This is a genomic window from Burkholderia sp. BCC1996 (genome assembly GCF_905339955.1).
Classification (GTDB): domain Bacteria; phylum Pseudomonadota; class Gammaproteobacteria; order Burkholderiales; family Burkholderiaceae; genus Burkholderia.
The window spans coordinates 40,445-62,335 of record NZ_CAJPHM010000007.1; the positions used below are offsets into that span (position 1 = coordinate 40,445).

The 21,891-nt window shown below is 65.5% G+C and carries 19 protein-coding genes; 9 read left to right on the top strand and 10 right to left on the bottom strand.

Annotation, left to right across the window (positions count from 1 at the left end; all coding sequences use genetic code 11):
* The first annotated feature begins 307 nt into the window (after positions 1-307).
* On the top strand, positions 308-1,732 hold the full coding sequence (locus tag U4Z64_RS11975; protein WP_321820070.1) for a PLP-dependent aminotransferase family protein: 1,425 nt from the start codon (positions 308-310) through the stop codon (positions 1,730-1,732).
* Positions 1,733-1,820: 88 nt separating this feature from the next.
* On the opposite strand, the gene U4Z64_RS11980 is transcribed toward U4Z64_RS11975, so the two are convergent.
* Positions 1,821-2,438 carry a LysE family translocator gene (locus tag U4Z64_RS11980; RefSeq protein WP_321820071.1) on the bottom strand — a complete coding sequence of 206 codons (618 nt, stop codon included), beginning with the start codon at positions 2,436-2,438 and terminating at the stop codon, positions 1,821-1,823.
* A gap of 67 nt (positions 2,439-2,505) precedes the next feature.
* Here U4Z64_RS11980 and U4Z64_RS11985 point away from each other — a divergent pair, with 67 nt between their 5' ends.
* Positions 2,506-3,429, top strand: a complete 924-nt coding sequence (locus U4Z64_RS11985) for a LysR family transcriptional regulator (RefSeq protein WP_321820072.1) — start codon at positions 2,506-2,508, stop codon at positions 3,427-3,429.
* A gap of 132 nt (positions 3,430-3,561) precedes the next feature.
* On the opposite strand, the gene acnB is transcribed toward U4Z64_RS11985, so the two are convergent.
* A complete protein-coding gene (acnB, locus tag U4Z64_RS11990; protein WP_124521645.1) occupies positions 3,562-6,147 on the bottom strand; it encodes a bifunctional aconitate hydratase 2/2-methylisocitrate dehydratase in 2,586 nt (861 codons plus the stop codon).
* A gap of 483 nt (positions 6,148-6,630) precedes the next feature.
* Here acnB and U4Z64_RS11995 point away from each other — a divergent pair, with 483 nt between their 5' ends.
* Positions 6,631-7,011, top strand: a complete 381-nt coding sequence (locus U4Z64_RS11995; RefSeq protein ID WP_044848135.1) for a nucleotide pyrophosphohydrolase — start codon at positions 6,631-6,633, stop codon at positions 7,009-7,011.
* 391 nt (positions 7,012-7,402) lie between these two features.
* On the opposite strand, the gene U4Z64_RS12000 is transcribed toward U4Z64_RS11995, so the two are convergent.
* The 5 genes from U4Z64_RS12000 to fdhD form a co-directional block, all read right to left on the bottom strand.
* Positions 7,403-7,660: a MoaD/ThiS family protein gene (locus U4Z64_RS12000; protein WP_044848136.1), complete on the bottom strand. Its 258-nt coding sequence runs from the start codon at positions 7,658-7,660 to the stop codon at positions 7,403-7,405.
* Between the two features lie 52 nt (positions 7,661-7,712).
* Positions 7,713-8,276, bottom strand: a complete 564-nt coding sequence (locus tag U4Z64_RS12005; RefSeq protein ID WP_124666109.1) for a molybdenum cofactor biosynthesis protein MoaE — start codon at positions 8,274-8,276, stop codon at positions 7,713-7,715.
* A 45-nt stretch (positions 8,277-8,321) separates the two neighbouring features.
* The gene (gene moaA / locus U4Z64_RS12010) at positions 8,322-9,440 is read right to left on the bottom strand and encodes a GTP 3',8-cyclase MoaA (RefSeq protein ID WP_321820073.1); all 1,119 of its coding nucleotides are present in this window, start codon (positions 9,438-9,440) and stop codon (positions 8,322-8,324) included.
* A gap of 190 nt (positions 9,441-9,630) precedes the next feature.
* Positions 9,631-10,845, bottom strand: coding sequence for a gephyrin-like molybdotransferase Glp (glp, locus tag U4Z64_RS12015; RefSeq protein WP_321820074.1), 1,215 nt, complete (start codon positions 10,843-10,845; stop codon positions 9,631-9,633).
* Positions 10,845-11,714, bottom strand: coding sequence for a formate dehydrogenase accessory sulfurtransferase FdhD (fdhD, locus tag U4Z64_RS12020; protein WP_321820075.1), 870 nt, complete (start codon positions 11,712-11,714; stop codon positions 10,845-10,847). Before fdhD ends, glp begins: the two co-directional genes overlap by 1 nt.
* Before the next feature lie 407 nt (positions 11,715-12,121).
* Between fdhD and U4Z64_RS12025 the strand changes: the two genes are divergently transcribed.
* The 4 genes from U4Z64_RS12025 to U4Z64_RS12040 all read left to right on the top strand — a co-directional run bounded on the left by U4Z64_RS12025 (position 12,122) and on the right by U4Z64_RS12040 (position 16,067).
* Positions 12,122-13,522, top strand: coding sequence for a cytochrome ubiquinol oxidase subunit I (locus U4Z64_RS12025; protein ID WP_044848141.1), 1,401 nt, complete (start codon positions 12,122-12,124; stop codon positions 13,520-13,522).
* Between the two features lie 3 nt (positions 13,523-13,525).
* Complete coding sequence (gene cydB, locus U4Z64_RS12030) at positions 13,526-14,533, top strand: cytochrome d ubiquinol oxidase subunit II (RefSeq protein ID WP_124521655.1); 1,008 nt, start codon at positions 13,526-13,528, stop codon at positions 14,531-14,533.
* 175 nt (positions 14,534-14,708) lie between these two features.
* Entirely contained in the window at positions 14,709-15,629 is a 921-nt protein-coding gene (locus U4Z64_RS12035) for a bestrophin family protein (protein WP_321803544.1), read from the top strand.
* Positions 15,630-15,680: 51 nt separating this feature from the next.
* On the top strand, positions 15,681-16,067 hold the full coding sequence (locus U4Z64_RS12040; protein ID WP_124485760.1) for a VOC family protein: 387 nt from the start codon (positions 15,681-15,683) through the stop codon (positions 16,065-16,067).
* A 59-nt stretch (positions 16,068-16,126) separates the two neighbouring features.
* On the opposite strand, the gene U4Z64_RS12045 is transcribed toward U4Z64_RS12040, so the two are convergent.
* Complete coding sequence (locus U4Z64_RS12045; protein ID WP_321820076.1) at positions 16,127-16,480, bottom strand: DUF1493 family protein; 354 nt, start codon at positions 16,478-16,480, stop codon at positions 16,127-16,129.
* A gap of 98 nt (positions 16,481-16,578) precedes the next feature.
* Here U4Z64_RS12045 and U4Z64_RS12050 point away from each other — a divergent pair, with 98 nt between their 5' ends.
* Positions 16,579-16,992 carry a VOC family protein gene (locus U4Z64_RS12050; RefSeq protein WP_321820077.1) on the top strand — a complete coding sequence of 138 codons (414 nt, stop codon included), beginning with the start codon at positions 16,579-16,581 and terminating at the stop codon, positions 16,990-16,992.
* Between the two features lie 114 nt (positions 16,993-17,106).
* Here U4Z64_RS12050 and trpS read toward each other — a convergent pair whose 3' ends face one another.
* Both trpS and U4Z64_RS12060 read right to left on the bottom strand, forming a co-directional pair.
* Positions 17,107-18,120, bottom strand: a complete 1,014-nt coding sequence (gene trpS / locus U4Z64_RS12055; RefSeq protein ID WP_124521659.1) for a tryptophan--tRNA ligase — start codon at positions 18,118-18,120, stop codon at positions 17,107-17,109.
* Between the two features lie 210 nt (positions 18,121-18,330).
* Positions 18,331-18,486, bottom strand: a complete 156-nt coding sequence (locus tag U4Z64_RS12060; protein ID WP_321820078.1) for a hypothetical protein — start codon at positions 18,484-18,486, stop codon at positions 18,331-18,333.
* Positions 18,487-19,005: 519 nt separating this feature from the next.
* Between U4Z64_RS12060 and U4Z64_RS12065 the strand changes: the two genes are divergently transcribed.
* Positions 19,006-21,873, top strand: coding sequence for a type VI secretion system Vgr family protein (locus tag U4Z64_RS12065; protein ID WP_321820225.1), 2,868 nt, complete (start codon positions 19,006-19,008; stop codon positions 21,871-21,873).
* Positions 21,874-21,891 lie beyond the last annotated feature (18 nt).

Sequence of the window (21,891 nt, forward strand, 5' to 3'; positions counted from 1 at the left end):
TCATAAGACGTACAGTTCGCCCGAAATCGCAAATTCGCGCCGAACTGTACTCTTGTGTGCGTATCCGATGTGTGTACTCCGCGCCAACTGTTCTGCTTTTAAGATCCGATCATCAAGTGCACAGTGCCGCAAGCCCAGACGTCACGGGCCGCCCGGCGCATCTTCAAAAGCGAGCCACGGCGATGGAAAAGGCAAAACCGGAGGGAGCAATCAGGCGTCACGACAGCCCGGTCGGCGGGCAGAACACGCGCGCATCGGACGCGCACGGAGGGGCGGCGCGCATGCGCGCGCCGGCGGGGAGCATGCGATGAAGCTCTACGAAAAACTCGCGGACGACATCGAGCGCCTGATCCGTCAGGGCGTGTACCGGCACGGCGACCGGATTCCGTCGGTGCGGCAGGCAAGCCAGCAGCACCGGATCAGCATCACGACCGTGCTGCACGCGTACCTGCTGCTCGAAAGCCGCGGGCTGCTGGAAAGCCGTCCGCAGTCGGGCTACTTCGTGAACCTGCGGCGCGACGACAACCATGCGCCGGTGCGCGAACTGCGCCCGTCGAAGCCGATCGCGATCTCGTCGTCGGTCGACATGAGCCGGCTCGTGCTGTCGACGCTGCGCTCGATCGGCACCGACGACGCGGTGCCGCTCGGCTCGCCGTACCCCGACCCGAGCCTGTTCCCGTTCGAGAAGCTGAACCGCTACGCGTATGCGGCCGGCCGCGACAAGTCGCTGTGGGGCGTGACCGATGGGCTGCCGCCCGGCCATCCGCGCCTGATCCGGCAGATCGCACGGCGCTACCTGGAAAACGGGATGTCGGTCGACCCGAACGAGATCATCGTGACGGTCGGCGCGACCGAGGCGATCAACCTGTGCCTGCAGGCGGTCGCGAAACCGGGCGACACGATCGCGGTGGAATCGCCGACGTTCTACGCGATGCTGCACGCGATCGAGCGGATGGGGATGAAGGCGATCGAGGTGGCGACGCATCCGGAATACGGAATCGACATCGCGGCGCTGGCGGCGATCGCGAAGTCGCAGCCGATCGCCGCATGCATGGTGATGCCGAACTTCCAGAATCCGCTCGGTTTCCAGATGCCCGACGAGCGCAAGCGCGAACTGGTTGAGTTCGCAACTAAAATCGATATGCCGGTCATCGAGAACGGTGTGTATAACGAACTGTATTTCGGCGAGTCGCATCCGAGCACGCTGAAGTCCTACGACCGCAGCGGGATCGTGCTGCACTGCGCGTCGTTCTCGAAGAGCCTGACGGCGGCCTACCGGATCGGCTGGGCGTTGCCGGGCCGGTATCGCGATCAGGTCGAGAAGCTGAAGTTCCTGAACACGCTGGCGACGCCGTCGCTGCCGCAGCTGGCGATCGCCGAATTCCTCGAGCGCGACGGCTACGAGCATCACCTGCGGCGCCTGCGCAAGGCGTATGCGCAGCAGGCGAACCTGATGCGCGCGATGGTGTCGCGGTTCTTTCCGGAGGGCACGCGCATCTCGAGCCCGGCGGGCGGCTACGTGCTGTGGGTCGAGTTGCCGGCGCAGGTCGATGCGATGCGGCTGTACCAGCTCGCGCTGGAGCAGGGGATCACGATCGGTCCGGGTTACATGTTCTCGATCACCGACAACTACCGGAACTTCATCCGGCTGAACTACAGCAGCCCGTGGTCGCCCGAGATCGAGCAGGCGGTGATCGCGGTCGGCAAACTCGCGGCGTCGTGCATGCGGTGAGGCGAAGGCCGGCGCGCGTCGCGTGCGCCGGCCTGCTCGATGGCGATATGCGGGCTGAACCGCGGGCCCGGGCGTTGGCGTGCGGCGATCAGCGGCTGCCGCGCGCGATGGCCAGCATCACGCCGAAGCCGACGAGCAACACGCCAAACGTGCGATCGATCCAGTGACGCAGGGACAGCAAGCGATCGCGGACGGCGTCGGCGGAGAAACAGAGCGCCACGAGACTGAACCAGCCCGCGTGCGCCAGCGCGATGAACAGGCCGTAGCCGATCTGCACCGGCAATGGCGTGTCGGGGCGGACCGCCTGCATGAACAGGCTGACGATGAACACGGTGGTTTTCGGATTCAGCGCGTTCGTCAGAAAGCCGGTGCGCAGCGCCGCCAGATCCGACAGGGGCGCGGCCTGCGTCGCGGGGCGGCCGTGCACGGGTTTGGCCGCGAGCATCTTCGCGCCGAGGTAGATCAGGTAGAGCGCGCCGACGAGCTTCACGGCATTGAAGAGCCACAGCGACTGGCGGATCAGGAGGCCGACGCCGAGCAGCGTGTAGCTCACGTGAACCGTCACGCCCAGCCCGATTCCCCACGCGGTGAGCAGGCCCGAGCGGCGCGACAGCATCAGGCTGTTGCGCGTGACCATCGCGAAATCCGGCCCGGGGCTGACGACGGCCAGCAGCGTGATGGTGACTACGACTATCCATTCCGTCATTGCATCGTCCTTTTGAAATTCATCGTGATGAGCGAATATTAGGGATCACGATTCGCGAGGAAAAGCGATGTTTTCTGACCAGGATGGTGAGCCTGACTCACATGAGGTTCGTACCAATCTGCCGTCGTTGATGGCCCTGCGCTGCTTCGAGGCGGCGGCGCGCCATGAGCATTTCAGCCGCGCCGCCGATGAACTGCATCTGACGCACGGCGCCGTCAGTCGCGCGGTGCGTCTGCTCGAGGACGATCTCGGTGTGGCGTTGTTCGAGCGGCGCAGTCGTCGGGTCTTCCTGACCGACGCGGGCCGCAAGCTGGCGCAGGCCGTTCATGACGGTCTGCATCTGATGAAACAGGCCGCGCATGAATTGCGGACCGAGGCGGCTCGCGCGCAGCGTTGGGTGCTGTCGTGCGAACCGACGCTGCTGATGCGCTGGCTGATTCCGCGCTGGCCGGATTTCCAGGCAGCTTACGCGGGCGTCGATATCCATCTCGCCGCGGCGGGCGGCCCGTTCTCGTTCGACAACGGCATCGACATGGCGATTCGCCGCAATGACTTTGCGTGGCCCGCCGGCTATCACGCGGAGCGACTGTTCGCGGAGAAGGTCGGTCCGGTGTGCCGGCCCGACAAGGTCGATGCGTGGTTTTCAGGCAGTCGGCATGACCGCGCGTTGAAGCGGGGCGCGCCGCGACTGCATACCCGGACGCGGCCGGACGCATGGAAGGAATGGGCGGCGGCCGCGCATCAGGCTGCGGGAAGCGGACGCGGGCAGGCGTTCGACCATTTCTATTTCAGCCTTCAGGCGGCCGTCGCGGGGCTGGGTGTCGCGATCGGGCCGTGGCATCTCGTTCGCGACGACCTCGAAAGCGGCGTGCTGGTCGCGCCGATGGGTTTCGTCGAAGACGGCTCGCACTATTGCCTGCTGACGCCGGAGCCCGTGAAGGACGGAAGCGCGCAGTCGGATCTGCTCGGCTGGCTGAAGGCGATGGCCTGACGTGTGAGCCGGACCGCTTTTAGCGCCGGCGACATCCAAAAATTAAAAAAAAATGGCGCCGCGGCCATTCAGCCCGCGGCGCCATTGCGTGTCGCCACGACGGGCATCACCCGCCGCAGCGCGACAGCATGCTTAGATCTGCACGGTGTCGGCGACTTCCTTGAAGTCTTCGATCTGGTCGAAGTTCATGTACTGATAGATCTTGTCGCCGTTTGCCGTGAGCACGCCCATGTCGGCCATGTACTCTTCCTTGGTCGGGATCTTGCCCAGACGCGAGCAGATCGCCGCCAGTTCCGCCGAGCCGAGATACACGTTCGTGTTCTTGCCGAGACGGTTCGGGAAGTTGCGGGTCGACGTCGACATCACCGTCGCGCCTTCGCGCACCTGCGCCTGGTTACCCATGCACAGCGAGCAGCCCGGCATTTCGGTGCGTGCGCCGGCCGTGCCGAACACGCCGTAGTGGCCTTCTTCCGTCAGCTGCTTCTGGTCCATCTTGGTCGGCGGCGCGACCCACAGCTTGACCGGGATGTCGCGCTTGCCTTCCAGCAGCTTCGACGCGGCGCGGAAGTGACCGATGTTGGTCATGCACGAGCCGATGAACACTTCGTCGATCTTGGCGCCGGCGACGTCAGACAGCGTCTTCACGTCGTCCGGGTCGTTCGGGCATGCGACGATCGGCTCATGGATGTCGGCGAGGTCGATCTCGATGACGGCCGCGTATTCGGCGTCGGCATCCGGCGCGAGCAGTTGCGGGTCGGCCAGCCACTGCTCCATCGCCGCGATACGGCGCTGCAGGCTGCGCGGATCCTGGTAGCCCTGCGCAATCATCCACTTCAGCAGCGTGATGTTGCTGTTCAGGTATTCGATGATCGGTTCCTTGTTGAGGCGCACCGTGCAACCGGCGGCCGAACGCTCTGCCGACGCATCCGACAGTTCGAACGCTTGCTCGACCTTCAGGTCGGGCAGGCCTTCGATTTCGAGGATGCGGCCCGAGAAGATGTTCTTCTTGCCTTGCTTGGCGACCGTCAGCATGCCTTGCTTGATCGCGTACAGCGGAATCGCGTTGACGAGGTCACGCAGCGTGACGCCCGGCTGCATCTTGCCCTTGAAGCGGACCAGCACCGATTCCGGCATGTCGAGCGGCATCGTGCCGGTGGCGGCCGCGAACGCGACCAGGCCCGAGCCTGCCGGGAAGCTGATGCCGATCGGGAAGCGCGTGTGCGAGTCGCCGCCGGTGCCGACGGTGTCGGGCAGCAGCATGCGGTTCAGCCACGAGTGGATCACGCCGTCGCCCGGACGCAGCGCGATGCCGCCACGCGTGCTGATGAAGTTCGGCAGCGTCTGGTGCGTCTTCACGTCGACCGGCTTCGGATAAGCGGCGGTGTGGCAGAACGACTGCATCACGAGGTCGGCCGAGAAGCCGAGGCACGCCAGATCCTTCAGTTCGTCGCGGGTCATCGGGCCCGTGGTGTCCTGCGAGCCGACCGAGGTCATCTTCGGTTCGCAGTACGTGCCCGGGCGCACGCCCTGGCCTTCCGGCAAACCGCATGCGCGGCCGACCATCTTCTGCGCGAGCGAGAAGCCCTTGCCGCTGTCGGCCGGCTGGTGCGGCAGGCGGAACAGCGTCGACGGTGCGAGGCCCAGCGCTTCACGCGCCTTCGCGGTCAGGCCGCGGCCGATGATCAGCGGAATGCGGCCGCCGGCGCGCACTTCGTCGAACAGCACGTCGGACTTGACCTGGAATTCGGCGATCACGTTGCCGTCCTTCAGCGCCTTGCCTTCGTACGGGCGCAGTTCGACCACGTCGCCCATGTTCATCTGCGACACGTCGAGTTCGATCGGCAGCGCGCCGGCGTCTTCCATCGTGTTGTAGAAGATCGGGGCGATCTTGCCGCCGAGGCACACGCCGCCGAAGCGCTTGTTCGGGACGAACGGGATGTCTTCGCCGGTGAACCACAGCACCGAGTTGGTGGCCGACTTGCGCGAGGAGCCGGTGCCGACCACGTCGCCGACGTAGGCGACCAGGTGACCCTTTTCCTTCAGCGATTCGATGAACTTGACCGGGCCGCGCTTGCCGTCTTCTTCCGGCGTGATGCCGGGGCGCGCGTTCTTCAGCATCGCCAGCGCGTGCATCGGGATGTCTGGGCGGGTGGTGGCGTCCGGGGCCGGCGACAGGTCGTCGGTGTTGGTTTCGCCGGTGACCTTGAACACCGTGATGGTCAGGCTTTCCGGCACTTCCGGACGGCTCGTGAACCATTCGGCGTCGGCCCAGCTCTGCAGCACGGCCTTCGCGTGCGCGTTGCCCTGGTCGGCGAGTTCCTTCACGTCATGGAACTGGTCGAACATCAGCAGGGTTTTCTTCAGCGCGTCGGCAGCGACGGCCGCGACCGCTTCGTCGGACAGCAGCTCGATCAGCGGCTGGATGTTGTAGCCGCCGAGCATCGTGCCGAGCAGCTCGGTCGCGCGCTCGCGCGAGATCAGCGGGCAGGCCGTCTCGCCCTTCGCGACGGCGGCCAGGAAGCCGGCCTTCACGCGCGCGGCTTCGTCGACGCCGGCGGGCACGCGGTGGGTGATCAGGTCGAGCAGCGTCTGCTCTTCGCCTGCGGGCGGGTGCGCCAGCAGTTCCACCAGTTCGGCGGTTTGCTGGGCCGTCAGCGGCAGGGGGGGAATACCGAGCGCGGCGCGGGCGGCCACGTGAGCACGAAAGTTTTCAAGCATGGGGGGACCTGCTGAGATTGCGTTTCAGGGGAAGGGCTTTCCAGGCACGCCGAGGCTGCTGTTCCGGACACTGCTTCACTGCTTGGACGGGATTCTAGTCGCAATATGGTCAGGCGTCAAATGTCTTATGTCTTATATAAGAGTTGCGGCGCGTGCCGCTGAGCTGTCTTGCCCGGTATCCGGCGGGGCGCATCGAAGCTGGATGCGAAGCGGACGGAAAAATCGCGAACTGCGTGGGCCGGAGCGGGACGGTTCGACGCAGGGGCGTGATCGTGAATTTGGACCGTCGCTACGATGCCCCGACGGCGGGACGGCATTTCGCTTGCCCTTGGTGCGACGCTTGCCGGGGCAGCTTCCAGCTCCTATATCATTCGGGTCTGTCCGTGCGGGGGAACTGTACTTGCAGGCCGAAGGGCGGATTTCTCATGCCCGCATGCCGTCGAAGGCATCGATAGATTTTGGAAATGCACCAGGAGTCGCTACGTGGAAAAGTCTGAGTTGCGGAATGATCTGGTGGAGTTGCGCGAACTCGTCCGCCAGTTTGTCGACGAGCGCGACTGGGACAAATTCCACACGCCGAAGAACCTGGCGACAGCGCTCAGCATCGAAGCGAGTGAATTGCTGGAGCCGTTTCAATGGCTCGTTTCGGGCGACAAGAGCGAACTTGGCGAAGCCAACCTGACGGCCGTCCGTCACGAGATGGCCGACGTATTGGTGTATCTGGTTCGCCTCGCGGACAAGATGGACGTCGATCTTTTTCAGGCGGTGCTTGAGAAGATGGAGCTCAACCGGGCAAAGTATCCGGCTGACAGAGTGAGGGGCGACTCGCGAAAATACTCTGAATATAAAAATCAGGAGAAATGAGGCTGGATGCAGGTCACGGCAAGTCGCGTGGCTTGATGATCCATTTGCCTGTTTCGTGGGCGGGGTTCATGACAACTTCGTTACGACCGGAGATGTAGTCGACCCCGATTTGGGGTCCGGATGCAGCCTTTTCGTACGCGCACATCGCGTTCTCCGTGACGCAGTGGTTCGGCACGCGCAAGGGCGCGCCGATGACGGCCGAAACACCGAATCTGCTCGCCTGGCGCGAACGGATGCCCGCGCGTCCGGCCGTGCGGAAAGTGGCCGGCGCGCCGGCCGGCTACCCGACGTCGATCGACCACCCGTCCCGGATTTTCTTCGCGAGTTCGTCCAGCCGCCAGTCAGGCATCGGGCAGCTTAAGCCCGCCGGTCGCCGCCCGGTGCGAACGGATCACCCGCCCGTCACCGGCGGGAAAAATGCCACCTCGCTATCCTCCCGCACGACGAATCCCCCGGTCACCATCTCGAGATTCACGGCCGCCCGCACGGGCCGGTCCATCCGCAACGCTTCGCCGCTGCGCGCGTCGCGTGCGGCGAGCGTGCCGCGCAGCGCGTCGACGGTGACCTCGTGCGCATCGATCTCGACGACTTCCTGATCGATATGCAGCTGTTCGCGAATGCTCGCAAAGTATTTGATCGTCAGTTTCATTGAAATGTCCCGGGCGAAATGGGCGAAATCGGCAACGCATTGACCGGCACGCTCAACCCCATCGCCGCATCGCCTGATCGTCGTGCGCCTTCGGCTCGACCCAGCCGGCCACGCCGTCGTGCCGGATCTCCTTCTTCCAGAACGGCGCATGCGTCTTCAGGAAGTCCATGATGAATTCACACGCATCGAATGCCGACGCACGATGCGCGGCGGCCACCACGACGATCACGACCGGCTGGCCGAGCGGAATGCGCCCGACGCGATGCACGATCCTGACCGCTTCTAGCCGCCAGCGCGCGCTGGCTTCCTCGACGATGCTCCAGAGCGCCTGCTCGGTCATCGTCGGATAGTGCTCGACTTCGAGCGCGATCACGTCGTCGACGTCGCCTTCGTTGCGCACGACACCGAGAAAATTCACGACCGCGCCGACATTCGGATTCCGAACGATCGGTGCGATCTCGGTACCGGCGTCGATCGCCGCGTACTGCACACGCACCTCGAAGCCGGCGGCAATCGCCGGCGGCGGCTCGGCGTGCGGCTCGGCGGGTTCGGCATGGGTGGCGTCACGCGACGGATCGTCGGGTGACGCGGCACGGGATTCGGTGAAACTCGTCATGACGGTTCTCCAGTAAGCGGTGCGCGCCGCCGAGCGCGGCAGCCGTCAGCCGCCGACGAGCGACATGCGCACGGTCGGATAGGTCTTGCCCGACGGCCGGGCCGCACGCGTGGCGCGCCGCTCGGAATAGCGGTCGTCGCGCCGCGTCCATCGCGCACGCACGGCGTCGGCGAGGTGGTCGACCGATGCGCCGTCGTCGAGCCACGGCCGCAGGTCGGTGCCCTGCGTCGCGAACAGGCAGGTATAGAGCTGGCCGTCGGCCGACACGCGGGCGCGCGAGCACGTGCCGCAGAACGGATGCGACACGCTCGCGATGAAGCCGACCTCGCCCGCGCCGTCGATGTGCCGGCAGCGGATGGCGGTGGCGTCGTGGCCGGGTTCGCCGACGAGCACGAGCGGATAGCTCGCGTCGATGCGTTCGCGCATCCGCGCGGCCGGCACGACCTTGTCGCCGGACCACGCGCTCGCGCCGCCGACGTCCATGTATTCGATGAAGCGCACGGCCACGCCGCTATGACGGAAGTGGCGCACGAGCGGCAGGATCTGGTCGTCGTTCGCGCCGCGCTCGATCACGGCGTTGACCTTCACGGGCGCGAGCCCGGCCGCCTGCGCAGCCTCGATGCCGGCCAGCACGCGCGCGACCGGCACGTCGGTGTCGGTCATCCGGCGGAACACGGCATCGTCGATCGCGTCGAGGCTCACGGTCACGCGCGACAGGCCCGCATCGCGCAGCGTGCGTGCCTTCGCGGCGAGCAGCGAACCGTTGGTCGTCAGCGCGATTTCGACGGGCTTGCCGTCGACGGTCGTCAGCGTCGCGAGCCGCTCGATCAGCGCTTCGAGATTGCGGCGCAGCAGCGGCTCGCCGCCGGTGAGGCGGATCTTCTCGACGCCGAGCGAGACGAACGCGCGCGCAATCTTCTCCAGTTGCGCGAACGACAGCCGCTCGGACGACGGCATGAACGCATAGTCGGGCCCGAAGCTGTCGCGCGGCATGCAATAGCCGCAGCGGAAGTTGCACTGGTCGATGACGGACAGCCGCAGATCGCGCAGCGGCCGCGCGAGCGTGTCGAGCGGGCGGGAGAAGGCGCCGGGCGATGCGCCGCCGGATGCAGTGGCGGCCGGTGCGGAAGCGATGGCATTCACGATCGGTTTTTCGACCTGCATGAAGTGAGCGGAACGGCGTCGCCGGTCGGCCGCCTGTGTGCCGACGTGTCGGCGCACGGCTCGTGACGAGCCTCTTCGTGAGGATAGTCCGCCGGATTTTCCCGACAGGGACACAATCCCGCCCGAAATGCAGGAATACAGTTCGTGATCCTGCCTGCACGCAAGGCGGACATGACGCTCATCGGCATGCTCACGCAAGCCAGTGCGCGAAATCGTAATACGGCACCGCGTCGCCGCGCGCGATGCGTCGGCCGGCCGGCAGCCGCGCGAGCCCGCTCGCCTGAACGAGCGATTGCAGCGTGCCGGCGCCTTGTTGCCGCAGCGTATCGAGTACGGGCGCGCCATTGGCGTCGAGGGTGCGGCGCACGCGGACGACGCGCTCGCGCTGCGCATCGGGTTCGACGTCGATGTCGATCGGCAGCGACGGCACGGCCGGCAGGCAGTCGTCGCGCCCCTGCAGGCAGCGGATCAGCGGCGCGACGAACAGCGCGAACGCGGTCATCGCGGCGCCCGGATTGCCGGGCAGCAGCACCACGGGCCGTTCGTCGAGCCGCGCGAGCGCGACCGGCTTGCCGGGTTTCATCCGCACGCCCGACACCACGAACGACGCGCCGAGCGCGGTCAGCGCGGGACGCAGCAGGTCCTTGTCGCCGACCGATGCACCGCCGACGCAGACGACCAGGTCGCAGCGCGCGGCCATGCCGCGCAGCGCCTGATCGACGGCGGCCGGCGTGTCGGCGGCGTGCTCGCTCGCCGCGACGCCGGCACCGGTTCCCGACACCAGCGCGGCGAGCATCGGCGCGTTGCTGTTGTAGATCTGCTGCGGCGCGCGCGGCTGGCCGCACGGGACAAGCTCGTCGCCGGTCGTCAGGATGCCGACCCGCAGTGGCGGGCGCACGTCGATGCGCGTGCAACCCTGCGCGGCGGCGACGCCGACGTGCATCGCGCCGAGCCGCACGCCGGCCGGCATCAGCAGGGCGCCCGCGCGCACTTCCTCGCCGCGGCGGCGGATATGCGATCCGCTGCGCTGCGGTGTGTCGAACGCAACCCAGCCATCCTGTTCGTGCGCGTGCTCCTGCATCACGACGGTGTCGGCGCCCGGCGGAATCAGGCTGCCGGTAAAGATGCGCGCGGCGGTGCGCGGCGCGAGCGGCGCCGGCGCGTCGCCCGCATAGCAGCGCTGCGCGACGCGCAGCGGCTCGCCGTGTTCGAGGTCTGCGTGACGGACCGCGTAGCCGTCCATCGCGCTCTGGTCGGCGGGCGGCTGGTCGAGCACGGCGGTGAGCGGCGTGGCGAGCACGTGGCCGGCCGCCTGCGCGACCGGGATGGAGACGGCCGCATGCGGCGGCGCAAATACGCCGGCGAACTGCCGTTGGGCGGTGTCGAAATCGGTCAGGGGTTTCATCAAGCGGTGAGCGCCTGCGCTTGCGCAGGCGTCGGTTCGGGTAACGGGAGCGGGTCGGGCGACACGTATTCGACGAAGCCGTCGTTGCGGCAGAAGCCGAGCAGCCGCACGCCGGCTTCGCGGGCGACGTCGATCGCGAGCGAGGTCGGCGCCGAGATCGTCGCGATCATCGGGATGCCGACGCGTGCGGCCTTGCGCACGAGCTCGTAGCTCGCGCGGCTGGACAGGAACACGAAGCCCGCGCCCAGGTCGGCGCGGCGCCGCGCGAGCCGGCCGATCAGCTTGTCGAGCGCGTTGTGGCGGCCGACGTCCTCGACGACTTCCAGCACCGTGCCGTCGCGCTCGCACCACGCGGCCGCATGGATGCCGCCGGTCGCGTGCATCAGCGGCTGCCGCTGCGGCAGCGCGCGGGCGGCGCGCGCGACGGCGTCGGCGCCGATGCCGGCCGCCGCGCCCGCGGCCGCGATGCGCGGCGGATGCAGGTCGAGCTGCGCGATGCTCTCGATCCCGCAGACGCCGCAGCCGGTGCGGCCGGCCAGCGCGCGCCGGTGCGCCTTCAGCGCCATGAACGCCTGCTGCGCCACGGTGAGCCGCACTTCGGCGCTGCCGGGCCGGCATTCGCTTTCGATATCGAAGACGTCCGACGCGCGCTCGACGATCCCTTCGCTCAGCGCGAAGCCGAGGCCGAACGCGTCGAGGTCGATCGGCGTCGCCATCATCACCGTGTGCGCGATGCCGTTGAATACGAGTGCAACCGGCGTTTCGTCGACGACGCGATCGACGGTGTCCCGCGCGTCGCCGGCACGATGACGCGTCACATGACACACGCGGGTGCCGGCCGGATCGTCGGGGCGGTCGCTGGGCTCCATGCGGGTTTCTCCAGGGGGATCGGCCGGCGCGGGCGCCGGGCGATCGAAACGGATTCTGCGCGGGCGGTGCGCGGGGTCGCGCTCGCTCGCCACGGGCAGGCCAGGAGCCGATGGTACGGGCGTTCGGCGGTGCCGCGGATGCACAGCGTTGCAGAGCGGAAAGCAGTACAGCCGAGGGCCTCGCGGCGCCGAAACGGGTTTTCCGTACACACATCTTCGGCCCCGGGGAAAGCACAGTTTCAGCGCACGTCCGCGCGATTGCGAGTATCGTCTGAAACGCGATATCGTCATTCACGCTTCGTTGCCGTGCACTGCGATCCGTCGTTGTGTGCACGTGCCGTCGCGAAGCCGTCGCGCGATTTCCTGCTTCGAGCTGACGTCCTCACAACCACGAGCAAATTACGGTCATGGAAATCTTCGATGCGTTCCATCTCGCCCGATTGCAATTCGCGTTCACGGTATCGTTCCACATCGTGTTTCCGGCGATCAGCATCGGCATGGCGAGCTTCCTGGCGGTGCTGGAATGGCGCTATCTCGTCACCGGCGACGCCGCCTACAAATCCATGTTCCAGTTCTGGTCGAAGATCTTCGCGATCGGCTTCGGGATGGGTGTCGTCTCCGGCGTCGTGATGGCCTACGAGTTCGGCACGAACTGGGCGGGCTTCTCGCGCGTCGCGGGCAACATCACTGGCCCGCTGCTCACGTACGAAGTCCTGACGGCCTTCTTCCTCGAAGCCGGCTTCCTCGGCGTGATGCTGTTCGGCTGGCAGCGCGTCAGCCCGCGCGCGCACTTCTTCGCGACGCTGATGGTCGCGGTCGGCACGCTGATCTCGACGTTCTGGATCCTCGCGTCGAACAGCTTCATGCAGACGCCGCAGGGCTACAAGATCGAGAACGGGCTCGTCGTGCCGGTCGACTGGTTCAAGATCATCTTCAACCCGTCGTTCCCGTATCGCCTCGTGCACATGACGATCGCCGCGTTCATCGTCGCGGGCTTCATCGTCGCCGCGTGCGGCGCGTGGCACCTGCTGAAGGGGCGCCGCGACGAGCCGGTCAAGCGCAGCTTCTCGATGGCGCTGTGGATGCTGCTGCTGCTCGCGCCGATCCAGATCGTCGTCGGCGACGCGCACGGGCTGAACACGCGCGAATACCAGCCGGCAAAGATCGCGGCGATCGAAGGGCTGTGGGAAACCGAGAAGGGCGGCACCGCGCTGAACCTCGTCGGCCTGCCCGACATGCAGGCCGAGACGACGCGCTATGCGATCCAGGTGCCGCACCTCGGCAGCCTGATCCTCACGCACAGCTGGAGCGGCGAGATTCGCGGGCTGAAGGAATTCCCGGCGCAGGACCGTCCGTATTCGCCGATCGTGTTCTGGACCTTCCGGATCATGGCCGGCCTCGGGATGCTGATGCTGCTCACCGCGCTGCTCGGCCTACTGCTGAGAAAGGGCGGACGCCTGTATGAAACGCGCTGGTTCCAGTGGTTCGTCGTGTGCATGGGGCCGTCGGGCATCGTCGCGCTGCTGGCCGGCTGGATCACGACCGAGGTCGGGCGGCAGCCGTGGACCGTATACGGCGTGCTGCGCACCGTCGATTCGGTCGCGCCGCTCAGCGCGCAGCAGGTCGGCGTGTCGCTGCTGATCTTCGTGGTCGTGTATTTCCTGGTGTTCGGGACGGGTATCTACTACATGCTGAACCTGATGAAGCGCGGACCGGCTGCCCACGCCGGATACATCGAGCTGCACCGGCATCCGGGGCTGCGCAAGAGCGCGCTGTCCACGCCGCTGAACGTCACCGAAGCGGAGTAAGCCATGCAGATCGATCTTCCTGTCGTGTGGGCCGCGATCATCGGCCTCGGCGTGTTCCTCTACGTGATGCTGGACGGCTTCGACCTCGGCATCGGCCTGCTGTTTCCGTTCTTCGACGCCAAGGTCGAACGCGAAGTCATGCTGAATACCGTCGCGCCGGTGTGGGACGGCAACGAGACCTTTCTGGTGCTCGGCGGCGCGGGCCTGTACGGCGCATTCCCGGTCGTCTACTCGACGCTGTTGCCGGCGAACTACCTGCCGCTGATCCTGATGGTGGTCGGGCTGATCTTCCGCGGCGCGGCGTTCGAGTTGCGCGCAAAGGCGAACCGCACGCAACACCTGTGGGATCTCGCGTTCATCGGCGGCTCCGCGCTGGCCGCGTTCTGCCAGGGCGTCACGCTGGGTTCGCTGTTGCAGGGCATCCGGATCGTGAACAACCAGTTCGCGGGCGGGCCGTTCGACTGGCTGTCGCCGTTCAGCCTGTTCTGCGGGATCGGCGTGCTCGTCACCTATGCGACGCTCGGCTGCGGATGGCTGATCCTGAAGGTCGACGGCGAACTGCAGCGCAAGATGCGCGTGCTGATGAAGCCGCTCGCGGGCGTGCTGCTCGCCGTGATGGGCGTGGTCAGCCTGTGGACCGTGATCGGGCTGCCGGCCGTCGCGCACCGCTGGTTCGGCAGCGGCTACCTCGGCTGGTTCCTGCCGGTGCCGGTCCTCGTCGTCGCATGCGTGTGGGGCATCTTCCATACGCTGAAGCGCCGGCACGAGGCAACACCGTTCCTGCTGACGCTCGCGCTCGTGTTCCTCGGCTATACCGGCCTCGTGATCAGCATCTGGCCGAACATCGTGCCGCCGTCGCTGACGATCTGGGATGCGTCGTCGAGCCATTCGAGCCAGCTGTTCGCGCTCGTCGGCACCGTGATCGTGCTGCCGATCATCCTCGTGTACAACGCGATGCAGTACCGCGTGTTCCGCGGCAAGGTGCGCGAGGGCGACGCCGGCTATCACTGACCGGCGCGGCCGGTGACGGCGCGCGGCGTGCGCGGGCGTATCATCTCGCGCAGCCGCCGTGCGGCTCGTTACCCGGCCCGGTAGCGATCGGACAGCGGCCCGCCACGCGCGGGCCGTCGCATATCGGGCGGCGGCGCGCCGCATTGCGTATTCCCTTGGCAGTCGAGACAACACCATGATCGTCAGACCACGACAAAACTGGCTCAGGATGCTGTTCGTATGGAACGGCTCCGTGCTGCAGTCGATCATTCCGCAACTCGTGTTCATGGCGATCGTCAGCACGCTGGCGGTTTTCACGAACGGGCGCATCTTCGGCGAGAAGATTCCGCTGAACACCGCGCCGTTCACGCTGTTCGGGCTCGCGCTCGCGATCTTTCTCGCGTTTCGCAACAACGCGAGCTTCGAGCGCTTCAAGGAGGCGCGGCTTCTGTGGGGCAACCTGCTGATCGCCGCGCGCACCGTCACGTCGCAACTGCGGCGCTACCTGCCCGACAGCGTCGGCGACGCGGAGCGCAACCGGCTCGCCGATCTGCTGATCGCGTTCACGTATGCGCTGAAGCATCAGCTGCGCCATACCGATCCGGCGCAAGACCTGCAGCGCATCCTCGGCGCCGAGCGCGCCGCCGCGTTCGCGCACAAGTGCTACCAGCCCGTCGCGATTCTCGACGAACTGCGCGGCGGGATCGTCCGCGCGCTGGGCCGCGCGCCCGGCAGCGACGCGACGTGCTGGATGTTCGATGCGCAGCTGGTCGAACTCGGCAAGGCGGTGGGCGGTTGCGAGCGGATCCTGACGACGCCGATTCCGTTCTCGTACAGCGTGCTGCTGCATCGCACCGTCTATGCTTATTGCGTGCTGCTGCCGTTCGGCCTCGTCGATTCGACGGAGTTTTTCACGCCGCTGATTTGCGTGTTCATTTCGTACACGCTGATCGCGCTCGAAGCGATCGCGAACGAGGTCGCGGAGCCGTTCGGCCTCGCGCCGAACGCGCTCGCGCTCGATGCGATGGCGCGCACGATCGAACGGTCGGTGCTCGAGCTGGGCGATCGCGCGATGCCGGAGGAATTCGTGCCGGCATCGACGTATCAGATCACGTGAGCGGCACGGCGACGACGCGCGCGACGGCGCGCGTGATTCGGAGAACATCACATGCGCATCTACGTGACGAGCATCTTTGTCGACGATCAGGACAAGGCACTCGCGTTCTATACCGACACCCTCGGCTTCCGGTTGAAGAACAACGTGCCGGTGGGCGAGTACCGCTGGCTGACGGTCGTGTCGAAGGACCAGCCTGACGGCACCGAGCTGATGCTCGAGCCGAGCCATCATCGCGCGGTCGGGCCTTTTCGTCAGGCGCTCTACGAGGACGGCATTCCGGCGGCGTCGTTCCAGGTCGACGATCTCGACGCGGAGTTCGCGCGGCTCGACGCGCTCGGCGTGCGCTTCACGCTGGCGCCGATGGACGCGGGGCCCGTGCGCGTCGCGGTGCTCGACGATACGTGCGGCAACCTCGTGCAACTGATGCAGATGAAGTGACGCGTGGCGGGCGCGGTGTTCGACGCGCCGATCAAAGCGTCGGTGACGCTGCGTGAGGATCAGTTCCTGATCGCATCGGCGTCCCACGCACCCAGCGCGATGGCTTTGCCCAGCATGCCGACGGTCAACGCGTCTCGATCGAACGTATGGGGCTTCCTGAGAATGAACTTGCGAACCAGGTGATACAGGAGCCCTTCACCCTCCATCAGGAAGTAACGCCCGAAATCGTAGTCGCCGCGATCCACACCGAATCGCGCGAAGAAGCGCTCCATGAAGATGTCCGCGTCGTCTCCGGTTTGTCCGAGATCGTCGGCGATCGAGGTCTCCGCGGTAATCCGCTGTTTGCTCGATACCGCCGCCTCCTCGCGAACGAATGCTTCCAGTGCTTCCCAAATGTGGCGGTCGTCCGTCATGGAATCCTGTCCTCCGGTTTTGCGATCTGGTTGTACCGGTAGCCGGTTCGAAGTGACATGTTTGTGTAGACTCGTGCTCGTTCAACGGAGCCAATCCCATGCAACTTCTCGATCACGTGTCCATCGGCGTTCCTGATATCGACCAGGCACGCCCGTTCTATGACGGCGTCATGGCCGCACTTGGCGCGGCCAAGGTTTACGACCGGCCCGCGGCACTCGGTTACGGCGAACGCTGCAATGCAAACGACACCGCCTCGACTTTCCTGGCCGTGTATCTCGATCCCGCCGAAGTCGGAACGAGCAAGCGGCACTGGTGCTTCAAGGCCGCTTCTCGCGAGCAGGTACATGCATTTTTCGAGGCAGGGCGCTCCGCGGGCGGGCAGTCCGACGGCGATCCCGGATTGAGGCCGCATTATCACGCCGACTACTACGCGGCGTTTCTCGTCGACCCTGCCGGCAACCGGATCGAGGCCGTGTGCCACGCAGCGCCGTCGGCGCACGAGCGGTCGTGACGGCGCTTGCGGACGACTGACCGCGGCTTCGCGGTGTGCCGGTGGACATCGGGGTAAGCGCGGCGCCGGCATTGCGCCACGCCACGCCGCCCGGCCGCGTTTGCCGCGCACGGCTCAATCGAAATACGTGAGCCCCATCGCGCCTTTCACCTCGGCCAGCGTCGCGCCGGCCACCTCGCGCGCATGCATCGTGCCGCGCTTCAGGATCGCCATCACCTCCGCCTTGTCCGCCTCGAATTCGCGGCGGCGCGCACGGATCGGCTCGATCAGCGCCTGCAGCCGCTCGTTCAGCACGCGCTTGACGACGCTGTCGCCGAGGCCGCCGCGGCGATAGTGCGCCTTCAGTTCGTCGACCTTCTGCACGTCGGGCTCGAACGCGTCGAGGAACGTGAACACGACGTTGCCTTCGACCTGGCCGGGATCGCTGACGCGCAGGTGGTTCGGGTCCGTGTACATGTCCTTCACTGCCTGCGTGATCTCGTCCGGCGTCGAGCCGAGCGTGATCGCGTTGCCGAGCGACTTGCTCATCTTCGCCTTGCCGTCGATGCCCGGCAGCCGCGTGACCGCCGACAGCACGGCCTCGCATTCCACCAGCACCGGCTTGTCGACCGTCGCGTTGAAGCGGCGCACGAGTTCGTTGGTCTGTTCGATCATCGGCAACTGGTCGTCACCGACCGGCACGTGCGTCGCCTTGAACGCGGTGATGTCGGCGGCCTGGCTGACGGGGTAGGTCAGGAAGCCGGCCGGGATGTCGCGCTCGAAGCCGCGCAGGCGGATTTCTTCCTTGATGGTCGGATTGCGCTCGAGGCGCGCGACCGTCACGAGGTTGAGCAGGTATTGCGACAGCTCGGCGAGCTCGGGCACCTGCGACTGGACGACGATCGTCGAGATCGCCGGGTCGATGCCGACGGCCAGGTAGTCGAGCGCGACCTCGATCACGTTCTCGGTGACGCGCTGGCGACGGCCCATGTTGTCGGTCAGCGCCTGCGTGTCGGCGAGCAGCAGGAACTGCGTCGCGTCGTGCTGCATCTGCACGCGCGCGCGCAGCGAGCCGATGTAGTGGCCGAGATGCAGCGGGCCGGTCGTGCGGTCGCCGGTGAGGATGGTCGGTCGGGTCGGGTGCGTCATGGTGTGGATTGGCTCCGGGTTATCGAAGCCACCAGCCATGATTCGGGCGCAGAAACGACAATGCCGCCATGGCTGGCGGCATCACGTTCGGGACATGCAAAAGGAAACGGGCCGCCTGGGTCAGGCGCGCCACCAGCGATGCACGTTCGGCGAGGCAGGTTGGGTTTCCATTGCGCGAGTATAGCGTAGTGCGGGGACGGGCGTGCTGCGTCAGCGTATGACCGACTCCATCGCGAGGTAGGCGGTTTCGGCCGACGGCCACAGCAGGTACAGCAGGCAGGCCATCAACAGCAGCGCGCCGGCGCGTACCAGCGGCGTGCGGTCGATCTCGCCCAAGGTGCGGATGTGCTGCTTCAGTTTCTTCATGCTTGCAGGCGCAACGTGCGCTACTCCAACGGTTGCTGCAACGGGTCGGGTGGGGCCGACGCCGGGGTGCTGCGGGGTTCGACGGGGGGCCGGGCTGGCGCAGTACGGGGTTCGCGAGCCGGCAAAAAGGGAACGATCAAGCGTTCTGCGTGCGTCGCGTAGGGTGAGGCGCATCCTACCAGTTCGGTGGCGCGCGCACAGTCAAGAATTGTCGGGCAATGGTCGGATGAAGGCGCAGTCGCGGTGGGTGCGACTGCAAAACGCGCGTTCGGGGCGATGGGAAAACTCAACAAAATCAAACGTCTGATTCTGAATTTTTGCCAAAATCCCTGCCGAAAGATGCGCGACCTCGGGAGTATCCGGCGCGCTACCAGTCATCGCATCGCTACTATCATAACGAGATTGTTTTTGTGTGAACTTTGCATTTAAAATCAACAGCTAAACAATTAAGTGCGCAGGCGATGCGGCGAGCTGAGAGCGCCGTTGCCGAATGCCAATCGACAAGTGAACGTGACCGAAATGCTGCGCGCCTTCGCTAGCGCGCTCGATCAGAATAATCGTGCGATCAGGTTTCATTGGGGCCGTCATCAAGGCACGCTGGCGCACGTCCTGGTGCCGCAGAATATCGATTTGACGGAAGGTCTGTGCACGGGTATCGAAGGGCACCTGACTTGTCTGTCTTCACGCCCGGACTTGCCGCTGGCTACTTTTCTGGGGCTGCCGCTTTCGGTTCAACTGATAACGGATCGCGGCGAGCCGTACCCGATCAACGGGATCGTCACCGATGTACGTGCCGGCCAATCGGACGGCTCTCTCACATGTGTCCAGCTGACGTTGCGGGATGCGCTCAGCATCCTTGAGCAGCGTGTCAACAGCAGAACGTTCCGTTCGATGAGTGTTCCGGACATTCTGGAGACGCTGTTGCATGAGTGGCAGCAACGCAGTTCGGCGTTGGCGCAGGCCTTCGATTTCGAACTCCTCCTCGATCGCAACCAATATCCGAAGCGTGAGCAGTCCCGCCAGGCGGATGAGTCGGATGCGGCCTTTATCCGCCGGCTATGTCGGCGTGACGGCATTTTCTGGTACGCCCGGGCCGGTAAACATGACGGCGCGGCAACCGATACGCCGGTCCACACAATCGTATTCTGCGACGATCCGACGAAGTTGCCGCAGGCGCGTGCGGGCAGCGTTTCTTACCATCGCGGTGCGCAGTCGAGGGAACGCGATTCGGTCACGCTATGGTCCACTGCTCGCGCGCTGACGCCTGGAAGCGTCCGACGTTCCAGTTGGGATTACAAGACCGGCAGGATGCTTCAGTCCGAGCAGGAGACGATCGTGGATCAGGGCGAGGCCGGAAACGATCTCGCCAAGTTGCTGGCAGATTCGGTCATCGACGTTCCGCACGCAGGTGATTCGGACGCAGACCAGGAGCGCTTGGCGAAGGCGCGCATTCTCGCGCACGAACATCGTGCCGAATGCGTATATGCGTCCAGCGATGTCCGTGATGTGTCGCCGGGTTGCTGGTTTACGCTGCACGGGCATCCAGAAGTCGACACCCGGCCCGAGGAGCAGCGCCAGTTCGTCGTTACCAGTCTGCACCATCGTGCGACCAACAATTTCGCCAAGGCGCTCGACGAGCGGGCTCAGGCATTGTTTGCCGCGAGCCGCTGGAGCTTCGATGCGCTGCCGGCTCAGGAGGGTGTCGGCGTCCGCTATGAGAACACGTTCATATGCGTGCGTCGTGGCGTGCCGCTGACGCCCGCCTACGATCCGCGTGTCGATCTGCCTCCCGTGCATCCGTTTACTGCCAAGGTGGTCGGCCAGGCCGGCGAAGAAGTCCACTGTGACGAACTCGGCCGTATCAAGGTGCAGATTCTTGGTTTGCGAGCCGATGATCATGCACATGCGCAGGGTGCCGGCGCCAGCGGAACCGAGCGGGACAGCGCGTGGGTGAGATGGGTCAGCCCGTGGGCAGGTCCGAATTACGGGATGGACATGCTTCCTCGCGCCGGGATGGAAGTACTGATCGACCATTTGCACGGTGATCCGGACAAGATGATCGTGACAGGCGTGCTGCACGGCGCTCCCAATATGCCGACCACGTTCAGCCACACGGGCGCGCTTCCGGGCAATAGATATCTGTCCGGCATCAAGACCAAGGAAGTCAAGGCTGATCGATATAACCAGTTGCGCTTCGACGATACGCCCGGCCAGATCAGCAGTCAGCTTGCCAGCGAACATACCTACACGCAGTTGAATCTGGGCTACCTGACGGAGCCTCGCGATGGCGGTCAAGGAGCACCTCGCGGTGACGGCCTGGAGGCAAGAACCGACGCTCAGGCCGTCGTTCGTGCTGCGAAAGGCGTGTACGTGACGGCTCAGCAGCAGGGTCGTGCCGAAGGCAAGATGCTCGAGCGTACTGCATTGCAGACGTTGATCGAGCAATTGCAGGAACTGGTTCAAAACCTTGGCGACGCGTCTGCGGCACATGATGCCGATAATACCGACCTGGCGCGTATCGAGAAGATCGCGTCGCAGATCAAGAGTTGGGATGCAGGCAGCAACGTCAACCAGGGCGGCGGCACAGGTGGCGCGCCAATGGTTGCCATCGAGGGGCCGGCCGGTGTGACCGTAGTGAGTCAGGACGCGATGGTGCTCGGTGCGCAGACGACCATCGATGCCGTGAGTTCGGGCAATACGCAGATCAGCGCGGGACGTCGGTTGCTGATACGGGTCGGGGACTGGATGAGCGCCTTCGCGGCCAAGGGCATGAAGCTGGTCACGGCGGATGGCAAGCTTCGGATCGAGGCACACAAGGAGGACGTTATCGTCAAGGCTGCCAAGCGCATCATTCTCGAGGCAGGTGAAGAGATCGTATTCCGCTCGCCGAAAGTCAATACGCAGGCGAGCAATGAAGTGTCGGTCAATGGCGGATCCAGCTACAGCCAGTGGAATGGCGGCGGCGTGGTACATGGCACGAGCGGCGTTTGGCGCGAGCACGCGGCGTCGCATAGCCTCGTCGGGCCCGACAACAAGCCGGTGAAGGCGCCTGATCCCGTTTCGTTCAAGGAACTGGAACAAAAGGACAGTCTTGCAGTGATCCTTCGTTCGCATCCCGATGGCGGTCGGCCGCTTGCCTATGAGCCCTATACCCTTTACAAGGGCACGGCCAAGATTGCGGACGGTGTAACGGACGAGCATGGTCAGTTGATCATAGCCAATCACCAGAAGGGCACGTCGTCCTATATGGTCAAGCTTCACAACGGGCACGAAATCGATGTGCCGGTAGTGGAGGGAGCCTTGACCGACGATGAGCAATTGGCTGCCCAGGGATGGCGCGCGGTTGATGGCGATCCCGAATCGCGCCAGCGCCATGCACAGGGCTGACGCGTGGTGCTCCGCGAC